Origin of the sequence: Streptomyces aurantiaciflavus (assembly GCF_049808595.1) — a bacterium.
In the GTDB taxonomy this organism is placed as follows: domain Bacteria; phylum Actinomycetota; class Actinomycetes; order Streptomycetales; family Streptomycetaceae; genus Streptomyces.
Genome location: NZ_JBNCAQ010000012.1, coordinates 21,254 through 34,490, shown reverse-complemented (window position 1 = coordinate 34,490; position 13,237 = coordinate 21,254). Strand labels below are relative to the sequence as shown.

The window sequence follows — 13,237 nt, the reverse complement described above, 5'->3', positions numbered from 1 at the left end:
CGGATCCCGGCCAATGTGATCAGCGGCTCAGCGGCGGACGAAAACTGTCCCATTTCTGTCGGCGGTTTAGTGTTCCCCTAACCTTCGCTTGGCAGTCGCCCCTTTACGGTGATGAACACCCGGTCGGAACTCCCCGCCGACCGGGTTCACAACTGGTCTGACCTGCTCCGACCTGCCCTGACCTGCTCTGACTCTTGCCCTGGCCTGCCCTGATCCGGCCTGGAAACCCCCACCGGGAGGAACCGTGAAGGCATTGCTGGACCGCGCCCGCTCGTTCAAGCGACGCGTGGACTTCGAAAGCGGTGAATACCGGAAGCTGGCCGACGGACAATATCCCGAGGCATTGTTCATCACCTGCTCGGACTCACGGGTGATACCCGCCCTGATCACGGGCGCGCGGCCCGGTGAGATATTCGAGCTGCGCAATGCGGGCAATATCGTCACGCCGCACGGCCGGCAGGGCGCCTCGGGCGAGGCGGCCACCATCGAGTACGCACTGGAGGTGCTCGGCGTTCAGGACATCGTGGTGTGCGGTCACTCCCACTGCGGTGCGATGGGCGCCCTGAAGTCGGGTGACGACCTGTCCGGCCTGCCCGGCGTGAACGCCTGGCTGCAACTGGCCCGCCCGAGGCTGGCCCCCGTCCTGGACGGCGTGATCGAGGACCCGCGCCTGCCGGACATCGCCCAGCTGAACGTCGTCAACCAGCTCGCCGTGCTGCGGAACTACCCGGCGGCACAGCGCCGGCTCCGCGAGGGACGGCTCCGTCTGCACGGCTGGTACTACGAGGTGGACACCGGCCAGGTGCACGAGCTGGACCAGGACGGCCACTTCCGGGTGCACGCGGCATGAGCGGCGCACACGCCCGGCACGCCCGGGGCCGGGGCGGCTCGGCACCGGGTCCGCAGCCGTCGGGCCCCACCTTCCGGGAGGCCGGCGGGATACCGTTCCGGCCCCCGCAGGCTCCCGCGGTCCCGCGGAACCACCCCGGATCCGACTTCACCTCGGACTTCGCCACCTCCGACGTCCCCGCACCGGAGTTCCGCACAACGGACTTCGCCCCATCTGGCTTCCCCGAACCGGACTTCGCCCCATCTGGCTTCCCCGAACCGGACTTCGCCCCATCTGGCTTCCCCGAACCGGACTTTCCCCGGTCCGACTTCCTCTCACCGGAGTTCGACACCGCGCAGTCCCCCACCGCACCGCCCCACGCCACGGAAGCCCCCGCCTCGACCACCCCGAGAGGTCCGAGGATCCCCGGGCTTCCGAAGATCCCGAGGGCCGGTCAGGGTCCGGAGGACACGAAGGCCCCGAAGGGCGACCTGGCCACCGAGATCACCGCGTCCCTCGTCGTCTTCCTGGTCGCGCTCCCCCTGTGCATCGGCGTGGCCGTCGCCTCCGGCGTCCCCGCCGAACTGGGCATCATCTCGGGCGTCATCGGCGGACTGGTGGTGGGCGCGGCCCGCGGCAGCACCCTCCAGGTCAGCGGCCCGGCCGCCGGTCTCGCCGCGCTGGTCGCGGAGACCGTACTGGAGCACGGCGTGGCCATGCTCGGCGTGATCGTGCTCTTCTCCGGCCTCCTCCAGATCGTCCTCGGCCTGGTGAAGCTGGGCCAGTTCTTCCAGGCGATCTCCCTGGCCGTCGTCCAGGGCATGCTCGCCGGCATCGGACTGCCGCTGATGTTCAGCCAGGCGTACCCGGCGATGGACGCGAAGGCCCCCGGCACCCCGATCGAGAACATGGCCGGCATCCCCGGCCTGCTCGCGGACACGTTCAGCGATCCGCAGGCGATGATCGCGGCCGGCCTCGGCATCGCCACGGTCGTCCTGAGCTTCCTGTGGAAGAAGGTGCCCGGCCCGGTCAACAAGGTCCCGGCGGCCCTGGTCGCCGTGGGCATCGGCATCGCGGTCGCCGCGCTGCCCGGCGTGGAGGTGAAGACCCTCCAGGTCGGCAACCTGATCGCCTCCGTCGACGTACCCGGCGCGGAGCAGTTCGCGGGTCTGGCGGACGCCGGCGTCATCACCGCGATCCTGACCTTCACCGTGATCGCCTCCGCGGAGTCCCTGTTCACCGCGGCCGCCGTGGACCGTATGCACGACGGCCCGCGCACCCGCTACAACCCCGAACTCATCGCGCAGGGCGCCGGAAACACCGTCGCGGGCCTCCTGGGCGCGCTGCCCATCACGGCGGTCGTGGCCCGCAGCTCGGCCAACGTCCAGGCGGGCGCCAGGACCCGCCTCTCCCGCACCCTGCACGGCCTGTGGCTGCTGGCCTTCGCGCTGTTGCTCCCGCAGGTGCTGGCCCTGATCCCGATCTCGGTCCTCGCGGGTGTGCTGATCCACAGCGGCTGGAAGCTGTTCGCTCCGGCGGAGTTCCCGAAGATGTGGCGGCAGGACCGGGGCGAGTTCGTGGTCATGGCGCTGACCACGCTGGTCATCGTGGCGACGGCCCTCCTGGAGGGCGTCCTGATCGGCCTCGCGGCGGGCATCGTGCTGGCCGCGGTGCGCATGTCGCAGACCGTCATCCGGCAGCACATCGAGGACGACACCGCGAAGGTGGTCATGGCCGGGAACGCCACGTTCCTGCGCCTGCCCCAGGTGATCGAGGCCCTGGAGGCCGCCGCCGAGGCCGGCAAGCCCCGCATCCGTCTCGACCTCACCGGCGTGACCCACCTCGACCACGCCTGCCGCAGCCAGGTGGAGGAGTTCACCGCCCAGCAACGCGGCAAGGGCCTACGGGTGGAACTGCTGATGCCGGGCCCGGCGAAACAGCAGCTTCAGGACGCGGATCAGGCGCCCCGGCACACGGAACCGACGTCCGACATCCCCCGCCCGACCTCCACCGCCCTCCCCCGCCGCCCGGCCACCCCGGCCCCCACCGCCACTCCCGGCCCCACCGCCGAGTGGTTCTACCTGGACACCACACCGATGCCGGAGGACTTCGCGGAGAGGTACGCGGCGGAGTACGCCCCCCATCACCCGCAGGGACACGCCTCCCGCTGAGACACCCGAGCACCCGAGCACCCGAGCACCCGAGACACCGAAGGCCGACACGGTTCAGGGCCGGTTCGTCCCATGGCCGGTACTTCCTGAGGCCCTCGTAGGTCACGCGCCCGTCGGTCACCCCGACGGGCGCGCGGCGTAGGTGCGCAGTCCCGCACCGCCCGCTCCCCCGCGCGGCACGGCCCCGCGAGCGGTCAGGACTTGAGGGCCTCGTAGGAGACGCCGGTCAACCGCTCGGAGGCGGCCCAGAGCCGTTCCCCGGCCCGGTCGTCGAGGGTCCACGGCGCCCGCCAGGAGGGGGTGGGCGCCCCGCGCCACATCGCGAAGGACGGTCCGGTGAAGGAGTCGGGCCGTACGTCCGGCGCGGTCGCGGCGTACAGCACGGGCAGCGCGCCGGCCTCGGCGGACTGCGCGAAGAAGCGGTTGCCGATCTCCATGAACCGCTCGGCGCCCCGGCGCCCCTCGGCGCGCGGCCCGGCCGTCTGCAGGTTGGTGGCCGCGTACCCCGGGTGGGCGGCCGCCGCGACCACGTCGGCCCCGGCCGCCGCCAGCCGCCGCGCGAGTTCGTGCGTGAAGAGCAGGTTGGCCGTCTTGGAACGGCCGTAGGCGGTCCAACGACGGTATCGTCGCTCGGAGTTGAGGTCCCGAGGGTCGATGTTCCCGAGCAGGTGGGCCATGCTGGAGACGTTCACCACCCGCGCGCCGGGCGTGGCGAGCAGCGCGGGCAGCAGCAGTCCGGTGAGGGCGAAGTGCCCGAGGTGGTTCACCCCGAACTGCGTCTCGAACCCGTCGGCGGTCGTGCCGTACGGCAACGCCATCACGCCCGCGTTGTTGACGAGGAGATCGAGCCGCTCGTACGACAGCGCGAACTCCCGTACGGAGGCGAGGTCCCCGAGATCCAGCCGACGCAACTCCACGTCGGCGCCCGGCACTTCACCGCCCAGTCGCTCGACGGCGGCCCGCCCACGAGCCTCGCTGCGGCAGGCGAGGACGACCCGCGCACCCTTGCGGGCCAGCTCCCGCGCGGTGACGTACCCCAGGCCGCTGTTGGCCCCGGTGACGACGGCGGTACGACCGCTCTGCTCGGGGATGTCGGACGTACTCCAGCCGGACGCTCTCGAGGACATGGCGGTACTCCCTCCGCTGCTGCCCCTCAGCCTAGGCCGCCCGGCCGTCCGGCACCTGGCCACCTGGCCCGCACTCCCCCGTCATGACGCGGCCACGACACGGCCACCCGGTGCTCCTAGCCTCCCTGACCGCACGAACCCCGCGGCCGACCGGCGGCGGGGCGGTCACGACACCCCCTGGGAGTGAGCGTGGAACGTCGTACCCTCCTGCGTGCGGCCGTCGTCGGCGGGTCCTCCGCCGTGCTCGGCGGAACCCTGTGGCGCGGCGCCGCGTACGCCGCGCCGGCACAGCCCGGCACCGGCCCGTACGGGGCACTCGGCGCACCCGACGCCAACGGCATCCGTCTCCCGAGCGGCTTCACCAGCCGGGTGATCGCGCGCTCCGGGCAGACGGTGCCCGGCACGTCGTACACCTGGCACAACGCCCCCGACGGAGGCGCCTGTTACGCGGACGGCACGGGCTGGATCTACGTCTCCAACTCGGAGATCAACCCGTCGGGCGGCGCGAGCGCGGTCAGGTTCTCGTCGACCGGAACGGTCACGGGCGCCTACCGCGTCCTGTCCGGCACCCGGCAGAACTGCGCGGGCGGGAAGACGCCGTGGAACACCTGGCTGTCCTGCGAGGAAGTGTCCCTGGGCTACGTGTACGAGACGGACCCCTGGGGCGTGCAGGCGGCGGTGCGCCGCGACGCCATGGGCCGCTTCAAGCACGAGGCGGCCGCCGCCGACCCGGTGCGCAAGGTGATCTATCTGACCGAGGACGAGACGAACGGCCGTTTCTACCGCTTCGTGCCGACGACCTGGGGCGACCTGTCCTCCGGCACCCTCCAGGTCATGGTCGCCGGCACCGCCGCCTCCGGCTCCTTCACCTGGGCGAACGTCCCCGACCCGGACGGCTCACCGACGACCACCCGCACCCAGGTCTCGGGCTCGAAGTCGTTCAACGGCGGCGAGGGCTGCCACTACGCCGACGACACGGTCTGGTTCACGACGAAGGGCGACAACCGGGTCTGGCAGCTCAACCTCACGAACAACACCTACGAGCTGGCGTACGACGACTCCCTGGTCACCTCCGGCACGGCCCCCCTCACGGGAGTCGACAACATCACCGGCTCCTCCTCCGGCGACCTGTTCGTGGCGGAGGACGGCGGCAACATGGAGATCTGCGTGATCACTCCGGACGACGTGATCGCCCCGTTCCTCCGCGTCGACGGCCAGTCGGGCTCGGAGATCACCGGCCCGGCCTTCTCCCCCGACGGCACCCGCCTGTACTTCTCCAGCCAGCGCGGCACGTCGGGCAGCTCCTCGGGCGGGATCACGTACGAGGTGAAGGGGCCGTTCCGGGCGTAGGGACGTCGGCAGCCAGGGCGCCGGCGGACTGACAGGAACCCGACGGCCGGATTGAAAGGAACCTGACAGGTAAACGGAGGAACACGGTCGGACGGCGGCTCGTTACTCGCCAAGGAAGTACAAAATGGAAGCAAAGTCGAGCATGACGAGTCCGCCGCCCGACCCCACCTCCGGAGGCACCGACATGACCCCCGACCCGTCCCGCCGAACCGTCCTCGGCGGCGCCCTGGCCGGCCTGACCCTGGCCGCGACGGCGGCCCCCGCCGAGGCCAGGTCCCAGCCCACCCCCACGGCGACCTGGCCGACGGTGTTCCCCCTCCCCGACGGCTGGCTGCCCGAGGGCATCACCATCGGCAGCAGGCCGTACGCCTACATGGGCTCCCGCGCCAACGGCGGCATCTACCGCACCGACCTGCGCACCGGCGAGGGCGAGGTGCTCCACGAGGGCGGCACCGGCCTCGCCTCCATAGGCCTGAAGCTGGACGACGACGGCCTGCTCTACGTCTGCGGCGGCGCCGGCGGGACCGCGAAGATCATCGACTCCCGCTCGGGCAAGCTGCTCACCACCTACCGGCTCACCGAGAACCCCGCCCCGTTCATCAACGACGTCGTCCTGCACCAGGACCGGGCCTGGTTCACCGACTCCCGCGACGACGTCCTGTACGGCGTCCCGCGCGGCCGCGCCGGCGACGTCCGCGCCCTCCCCCTCACCGGCGAGTGGGTACAGGCGCCCGCCGGCACCAACAGCGCCAACGGCCTGGTCGCCACCCCCGACGGCCGGGGCCTGATCGTCGTCAACGCGGGCCGGCTGTACAACGTGAGCCTCAGGACCGGCCACGCCACCGGGATCACGCTGACCGGGGCGGCCGACGTGACCAACGGCGACGGTCTGCTCCGCATCGGCCGCACCCTGTACGTCGTCCAGAACCGCCTGAACAAGGTCACCGTCTGGCACCTCGACCGCACGGCGACCACCGCCGCCCTCACCCGCACCATCACCTCCCCCCACTTCGACGTCCCCACCACGGCAGCCCGCTACGGCAACCGCCTCTACCTGGTCAACGCCCGCTTCACCAGCCCGCAGACACCGGAGACGACCTTCACGGGGGTGGCGGTACCGCTCTGAGGCAAGGGAGGGAGCGGTACCGCTCCGAGGCAGGGAAGGGCGGGGCGGGGCGGCACCTGTTCTCGACGGAAGTCCGCTCCGCCCCTCTCCCGCGGCTGGCATCATGACCTCATGCTGATGAAGATCACCCGCCGAAAGGCCCATGCCGCGTAACCGGCCCGGCGCCCTGCGCGCCCACCCCCCTCTCGCACCGCGCCCCCGCTCCACTCCCCCGCCGCCCCGCATCCCCGGCCTGTCCGCCCGCACCAGCCTCGCGATCCACCGCGTCGAGCACGACCGGCACGGCCACCACCTCTTCCCCGGCGCCACGGAAAGCGCCCTGCGCCGCTACCGCGACTTCCTGTCGCACCCCGGCCACCGCACCCTCTACCCCCGCGCGTCGGTATGCCCCGCCTGCCCCGGCTGCGGCCTGGACGACGTACGCACCGCCAGAGACGCCCTGGCGGAAACCCTGTCCCACCTCCCCCCACCCGCCCGCACCGAGCTGACCCGCGCGCTCCGCCCCCTGGACCACCGCTACCGCCTCCGCACCCTGCCCGACCCCAGAGCGGACGGCACGGAACCGTGGTGGCACCGGCGGCTGGCGGAGGGGGCGGAGGGCTGGTGAGGTTCTCACCGACGGTGACAACGACGCCGTCGTCCGTCGTCCTCACTCAGCCACTCCCGCTCGGCGTCGTCGGCTCGTCGGCACCGCCGTACAGATCGGCCCGGAGGCGCTCCTTGGCCGCTTCGAGTCGTGGGCCGTAGTCGGGCATGAAGATCTCGCTCAGCGTCTTGTCCAGCGTTCCGGAGATCGCGTAGATCGGAGACCAGACGGCTCGGTCACGCACGATCTGCTCAAGATCGTCGGATTCGAACATCACTTGGTACAGCCAGTCCGACAGCACGAACGCCTGATCGCGCGTGAGCCTTACAGTGATCGCTTCCTCGTCCACGGGGTCAACCTAAATGCCCCCGGCGCGCTTTCCCACGGTGTTGCTCGGCGGTCGTTGTCGGGACAGCCTCGGACTGGGCCGTACGCGGCTGTTTGGCCACGAAGCGAGACGCCGTGCCGGGCGTCGCGAGCCTCGGAGGCCTCCAACCTGTGATCATGAGGCGTTCTGTGAAAGTGATCGACGAGGAGCTCCAGGTCGCAAAGGGCGATGTGTCGCCGCCGTGGGGCGCTCACGGGAACGCGCTGTAGGTGATGTGGTGATCTGGTTGACCTCGCTGCCGGCGTGGGTGCTGGTCGTGGGCGGGCTCTTGGTCGCGTTACTGGTCGCTGCCGTGGCACGGGTCGGCGTCCGGGCGCTCGTACCGGTCGGGGAACAGGACCGGGTGCCGCAGATCGCCACGCCCCTGATGCCGACACTCGGCGCCGCCTTCGCGATCTTCGCGGCACTCTCACTGGCCAGCGAGGCCGGCTACCTGCGCGCAGCGGAGGGGTTGGTGAGCGACGAGGCGGCCGCGGCCTCCCGCCTGGCATGGGCGGCGACAAGTCCGCGAGTCCGGTCGGAGCCGATCCACGCGGCGCTGCTGGGCTACTTGCACACCACGCGTGCCAGGGAATGGGAGGGTGCGGCAGCGGCGTCCGGTGACGACCCGGCCACCGCTCGCGCGATCGCACGGCTGGAGCGAACCGTGCGCGCCGAGGCGGCCCGGCCCGAGGTGGGAACCACGACAGGCACGGAGCTGGTGGTTTCCCTGGACGGTGTCACCAGTAGTCGTCGCGCCCGCATCGCGGCCGCCTCACGCGAAGTCCCCGTGCTCTACATCGTCACCCTCGTGGTCAGCGGACTGGCCCTGATCGTGAACTCCGGCGCACTGGTCTTCCGCAGCAGCCTGCGAACGTCCCTGCTCATCGTGGGTGTCGCGAGCGTGGTCGGGCTGAGCCTGGCGCTGCTCTTCGCCCTCAGCGCGTCCTGGAGCGGACCGTTCATCGTCAGTGGACATCCACTCGACACCATCGTCGAGGACCTGAAGTCCGGCTTCTTCGCAGGTAGGCCGTAGGCGGGCGCGATCTCTAAGAGGGCGGCACCCCCGCACAGGGTGCCGCCCTCCTCTTGCGTGCCGGAGCCGCCGCGATCGGTGCTGAGGGTCGGGGACCGCGGCGGCTCCGGGGTCAAAGGGGGATCAGGGGTGACCGTCGGCCGGGTGAAGGTCCGCGGTCACCGCTGATCAGTGAGGTTCAGCGGTGGTCGCTGCCCTCCGACTGTGTGGCCGCCCGCCCCGCCTCCAGCCGCGCCACCGGGATCCGGAACGGCGAGCAGGAGATGTAGTCCAGGCCGACCTCGTGGAAGAAGTGGACCGACTCGGGGTCGCCGCCGTGCTCGCCGCAGACGCCGAGCTTCAGGTCGGGGCGGGTCGCGCGGCCGGCCTCGGCCGCTGCCTTCACCAGCGAGCCGACACCGTCCTTGTCGATGGTCTCGAACGGGGAGACGCCGAAGATGCCCTTCTCCAGGTACGCGGTGAAGAAGGAGGCCTCCACGTCGTCCCGGCTGAAGCCCCAGACCGTCTGCGTGAGGTCGTTCGTGCCGAAGGAGAAGAACTCCGCCGCCTCCGCGATCTGGCCCGCCGTCAGCGCGGCCCGCGGCAGCTCGATCATCGTGCCGATCGCCAGCTTCAGCTCCGTACCCGTCGCCGCCTCGACCTCCGCGACGACCTGGTCGGCCTCCTCGCGGACGATCTCCAGCTCCTGGACCGTGCCGACGAGCGGGATCATGATCTCCGCGCGCGGGTCGCCCTTGGCGTTCCTGCGCTCGGCCGCCGCCTCGGCGATGGCGCGGACCTGCATCGTGAACAGGCCCGGGATGACGAGGCCGAGGCGTACGCCGCGCAGACCCAGCATCGGGTTCTGCTCGTGCAGCCGGTGCACCGCCTGGAGGAGGCGCAGTTCGTTCTCGTGCGGTTCCTGGCGGGACTCGGCGAGGGCCACGCGGACCGACAGTTCGGTGATGTCGGGGAGGAACTCGTGCAGGGGCGGGTCCAGGAGACGGATCGTCACCGGCAGGCCGTCCATCGCCGAGAACAGCTCCACGAAGTCCTGCTTCTGGAGCGGGAGCAGCTCCTTCAGGGACTCCTCGCGCTCGGCCTCGGTGTCCGCGAGGATCAGGCGCTCGACCAGTTCGCGGCGGTCTCCGAGGAACATGTGTTCCGTGCGGCACAGGCCGATGCCCTGGGCGCCGAAGCGACGGGCGCGCAGCGCGTCCTCGGCGTTGTCCGCGTTGGCGCGGACCCGCAGCCGGCGCTTGCGGTCGGCGAACGCCATGATCCGGTGCACGGCCTCGACCAGTTCGTCGGCGTCCTGGGCACCGGCGTGCATCCGGCCCTCGAAGTACTCCACCACGGGGGACGGGACCACCGGGACCTCGCCCAGGTAGACCTTGCCGGAGGAGCCGTCGATGGAGATGAGGTCGCCCTCCTCCACCACGTGGCCGCCCGGGACCGTCATCCGGCGGCGCTTGGTGTCGACCTCGAGTTCCTCGGCGCCGCAGACACAGGTCTTGCCCATGCCGCGCGCGACCACCGCGGCGTGCGAGGTCTTGCCGCCGCGGCTGGTCAGGATGCCCTCCGCCGCGATCATGCCGTCGAGGTCGTCGGGGTTGGTCTCCCGGCGGACGAGGATGACCTTCTCGCCCGAGCGGGACCACTTCACGGCCGTGTACGAGTCGAAGACCGCCTTGCCGACGGCGGCGCCCGGAGAGGCGGCGATGCCGCGGCCCACCTGCTGGACCTTGGCGTGCTCGTCGAACTTGGGGAACATCAGCTGGGCGAGCTGGGCGCCGTTCACCCGCTGGAGGGCTTCCGTCTCGTCGATCAGGCCCTGGTCGACGAGCTGGGTGGCGATGCGGAAGGCGGCGCCGGCCGTCCGCTTGCCGACGCGCGTCTGGAGCATCCACAGCTGACCGCGCTCGATGGTGAACTCGATGTCGCAGAGGTCCTTGTAGTGGTTCTCCAGCGTCTCCATGATCTGCATCAGCTGGTCGTACGACTTCTTGTCGATCTGCTCCAGCTCCGCCAGCGGGACGGTGTTGCGGATGCCGGCCACCACGTCCTCGCCCTGGGCGTTCTGGAGGTAGTCGCCGTAGACGCCCTGGTGGCCGGAGGCGGGGTCGCGGGTGAAGGCGACGCCGGTGCCCGAGTCGGGGCCGAGGTTGCCGAAGACCATGGAGCAGACGTTGACCGCCGTGCCCAGGTCGTGCGGGATGCGTTCCTGTCGCCGGTACAGCTTGGCGCGGTCGCCGTTCCAGGAGTCGAAGACGGCCTTGATCGCGAGGTCCATCTGCTCGCGCGGGTCCTGCGGGAAGTCCCGGCCGGCCTCGACCTTGACGATCTTCTTGAACTTGGTGACGAGCTTCTTGAGGTCGGCCGCCTCCAGCTCCGTGTCGACCGTGACCTTCTTGGCCGTCTTCGCCGACTCCAGCGCCTCCTCGAAGAGGTCGCCGTCGACGCCGAGGACCGTCTTGCCGAACATCTGGATGAGGCGGCGGTAGGAGTCCCAGGCGAAGCGGTCGTCGCCGGCCTGCTTGGCGAGGCCCTGGACCGACTTGTCGGACAGGCCGATGTTGAGGACCGTGTCCATCATGCCGGGCATCGAGAACTTCGCGCCGGAGCGGACGGAGACGAGCAGGGGGTTGTCGGCCTGGCCGAGCTTCTTGCCCATCTTCTCCTCGAGGGCGACGAGGTGCGCACTCACCTCGTCACGCAGTGCCACCGGCTCTTCGCCGCTGTCGAGGTAGACCTTGCAGGCCTCGGTGGTGATGGTGAAGCCGGGAGGGACCGGGAGGCCGAGGTTGGTCATCTCGGCGAGGTTCGCGCCCTTGCCGCCGAGGAGGTCCTTGAGGTCCTTGTTGCCCTCGGTGAAGTCGTAGACGAACTTCACGCCCTCAACGCTCGTGGCCGGCTGAGCTACGTGGGGATCTTTGTTTTCCGACACGGGTCTCGACTCCTCGAGGACGCGGTGGCTGCCCTGACGGCGAGGAACATACCCAGATCGAAGGCTCCTGGGTACGTCCACTTGCGCGTCATGCGCCCGTAACCCGTCGTCCGCCACCGGATCGAAAGTCAAGGCTTGGCAAGCGCTGAGCAGCCGATGTTTTCACTTCTTGAATGCGGGCCGGTTCATGACCCACACTTTACGCTCACATGAGCGGCTCGTGGCCCGTCTGAGTTCGATCGATGAACGATCAAGGGGTGGCACTCAGTGCCACCCCTTGGAGAAGTGCAGCCGGGCATGATCCGCTCATGTGAGCGCTACCCCTATCAAGGGTGGCGAGAATCACGCTTCCACAGACCGCCCGATTTCACCATGCGGACGCGCCCCCGGGACGGAAACACCCTGGACACACAGCGGGTCACACGCTCACACGCCGAGCGCCAGCAGCCTCTCCTCCACCCGCTCCGGGGCGTACAGGTACTCCACGACCAGCGCCCCGGCCCCGACCAGCCCCGCGCGCTCCCCCAGCCGTGAGGTCACCACCTCCAGGCGGGCGGTGGAGCGCGGCAGCGCCCGCTGGTAGAGCAGCTCGCGCACTCCGGTGACGAAGGGGGTCCCGGCCAGGTCCCCCGCGATCATCAGCACCCCGGGGTTGAGCAGTGTCACCACCGTCGCCAGGACGTCCCCCACCTGGCGTCCGGCCTCCCGGGCCAGCGCGGCCGCCTCCGGGTGTCCGGCGGCCAGCAGGTCCCGCACATCCGAGCCCGAGGCCGCGGGAACCCCGCTCCCGGCCAGCTTCCGGGCCACGGCGCCACCACTGGCGACGGCCGCGAGACAGCCGTGGGAGCCGCAGCGGCACAGCGCCTCCGTGCCCACACGGATGTGGCCGATGTCGCCGGCGCCGCCGTCCGTGCCCCGGTAGATCGAGCCGTCGACGACGACACCCGCGCCGATGCCCGTCGACACCTTCACCAGCACGAACGCCGAACAGTCCGGGTACCTGGTGCGCTGTTCGCCGTACGCCATGAGGTTGGCGTCGTTGTCGACGAGGACCGGGACCCCCGGCGCGCCGGTGTGTTCCGTGAACGCCCTGGCCAGGCGGCCGCGTATGTCGTAGCCGTCCCAGCCCGGCATCATCGGCGGCTGGACGACCCGGCCGGTCTCGCTGTCGACCGGGCCGGGGACGGCGAGGCCGATGCCGCAGACCTCGTCCGCGCGACGGCCGGCCTTCTCCAGCAGCTCGGCGAACCAGCGGCCCAGCTCGCCGAGGACGGCGTCCGGGCCGTCCTCGACCACCAGCGTGCCGCTGTGCTCGGCCAGGAGCTCGCCGGTCAGGGACAGCACGGCCGCACGCGCGTGCCGCGTGTCGAGATCGGCCGCGAGGACCACCGCGTGGGCGTCGTCGAACTCCAGGGTGATCGAGGGGCGTCCGCCGAGCGGGGAGTCGACCGGGCCGCCGGCGCCCTCGCGCAGCCAGCCCGCACGGAAGAGACGGTCCAGGCGCTGGCCGACGGTGGCCCGGGAGAGGCCGGTCGCCTGTTGCAGGGCACCACGTGTCGTCGCCCGCCCGGTGCGCACCAGCGCGAGCAGTTCCCCGGCGCCGGCCTGACCGCCACCCCTGCCCGTCCGTCCCGGCCGTCCGGTCATGCGCACCCCCTTGTGCTTTCCAAGCCTGCATTACATATTGAGTTTTGCGTGTTAAATAGACGTAACCCTACG

Annotated in this window: 10 protein-coding genes; 6 read left to right on the top strand and 4 right to left on the bottom strand. The window is 70.8% G+C overall.

Going from position 1 to position 13,237, the window contains the following annotated elements; translation table 11 throughout:
- Positions 1-244: 244 nt before the first annotated feature.
- Both ACPT94_RS16145 and ACPT94_RS16140 read left to right on the top strand, forming a co-directional pair.
- A complete protein-coding gene (locus ACPT94_RS16145; protein WP_360344804.1) occupies positions 245-850 on the top strand; it encodes a carbonic anhydrase in 606 nt (201 codons plus the stop codon).
- A gap of 419 nt (positions 851-1,269) precedes the next feature.
- Positions 1,270-3,000: a SulP family inorganic anion transporter gene (locus ACPT94_RS16140; protein WP_489686585.1), complete on the top strand. Its 1,731-nt coding sequence runs from the start codon at positions 1,270-1,272 to the stop codon at positions 2,998-3,000.
- A 194-nt stretch (positions 3,001-3,194) separates the two neighbouring features.
- Here ACPT94_RS16140 and ACPT94_RS16135 read toward each other — a convergent pair whose 3' ends face one another.
- Positions 3,195-4,127, bottom strand: a complete 933-nt coding sequence (locus tag ACPT94_RS16135; protein ID WP_360344800.1) for an oxidoreductase — start codon at positions 4,125-4,127, stop codon at positions 3,195-3,197.
- 189 nt (positions 4,128-4,316) lie between these two features.
- On the opposite strand from ACPT94_RS16135, the gene ACPT94_RS16130 reads away from it, so the two are divergent.
- The 3 genes from ACPT94_RS16130 to ACPT94_RS16120 all read left to right on the top strand — a co-directional run bounded on the left by ACPT94_RS16130 (position 4,317) and on the right by ACPT94_RS16120 (position 7,210).
- Complete coding sequence (locus ACPT94_RS16130; RefSeq protein ID WP_360344799.1) at positions 4,317-5,477, top strand: alkaline phosphatase PhoX; 1,161 nt, start codon at positions 4,317-4,319, stop codon at positions 5,475-5,477.
- 184 nt (positions 5,478-5,661) lie between these two features.
- The gene (locus tag ACPT94_RS16125; protein WP_360344945.1) at positions 5,662-6,603 is read left to right on the top strand and encodes an SMP-30/gluconolactonase/LRE family protein; all 942 of its coding nucleotides are present in this window, start codon (positions 5,662-5,664) and stop codon (positions 6,601-6,603) included.
- Between the two features lie 142 nt (positions 6,604-6,745).
- Positions 6,746-7,210 carry a hypothetical protein gene (locus tag ACPT94_RS16120; RefSeq protein WP_360344797.1) on the top strand — a complete coding sequence of 155 codons (465 nt, stop codon included), beginning with the start codon at positions 6,746-6,748 and terminating at the stop codon, positions 7,208-7,210.
- Between the two features lie 46 nt (positions 7,211-7,256).
- Here the strand turns inward: ACPT94_RS16120 and ACPT94_RS16115 are convergent, their stop codons facing one another.
- Positions 7,257-7,538: a hypothetical protein gene (locus ACPT94_RS16115; RefSeq protein ID WP_360344795.1), complete on the bottom strand. Its 282-nt coding sequence runs from the start codon at positions 7,536-7,538 to the stop codon at positions 7,257-7,259.
- Between the two features lie 256 nt (positions 7,539-7,794).
- On the opposite strand from ACPT94_RS16115, the gene ACPT94_RS16110 reads away from it, so the two are divergent.
- Positions 7,795-8,592 (top strand): bestrophin-like domain, encoded by a 798-nt coding sequence (locus tag ACPT94_RS16110; RefSeq protein ID WP_360344793.1) that lies wholly within the window; start codon positions 7,795-7,797, stop codon positions 8,590-8,592.
- A 178-nt stretch (positions 8,593-8,770) separates the two neighbouring features.
- Here ACPT94_RS16110 and ppdK read toward each other — a convergent pair whose 3' ends face one another.
- Together ppdK and ACPT94_RS16100 are read right to left on the bottom strand one after the other, a co-directional pair.
- Positions 8,771-11,518 carry a pyruvate, phosphate dikinase gene (ppdK, locus tag ACPT94_RS16105; RefSeq protein WP_425246129.1) on the bottom strand — a complete coding sequence of 916 codons (2,748 nt, stop codon included), beginning with the start codon at positions 11,516-11,518 and terminating at the stop codon, positions 8,771-8,773.
- Positions 11,519-11,944: 426 nt separating this feature from the next.
- On the bottom strand, positions 11,945-13,165 hold the full coding sequence (locus ACPT94_RS16100; RefSeq protein WP_425246128.1) for an ROK family protein: 1,221 nt from the start codon (positions 13,163-13,165) through the stop codon (positions 11,945-11,947).
- Positions 13,166-13,237: the final 72 nt, after the last annotated feature.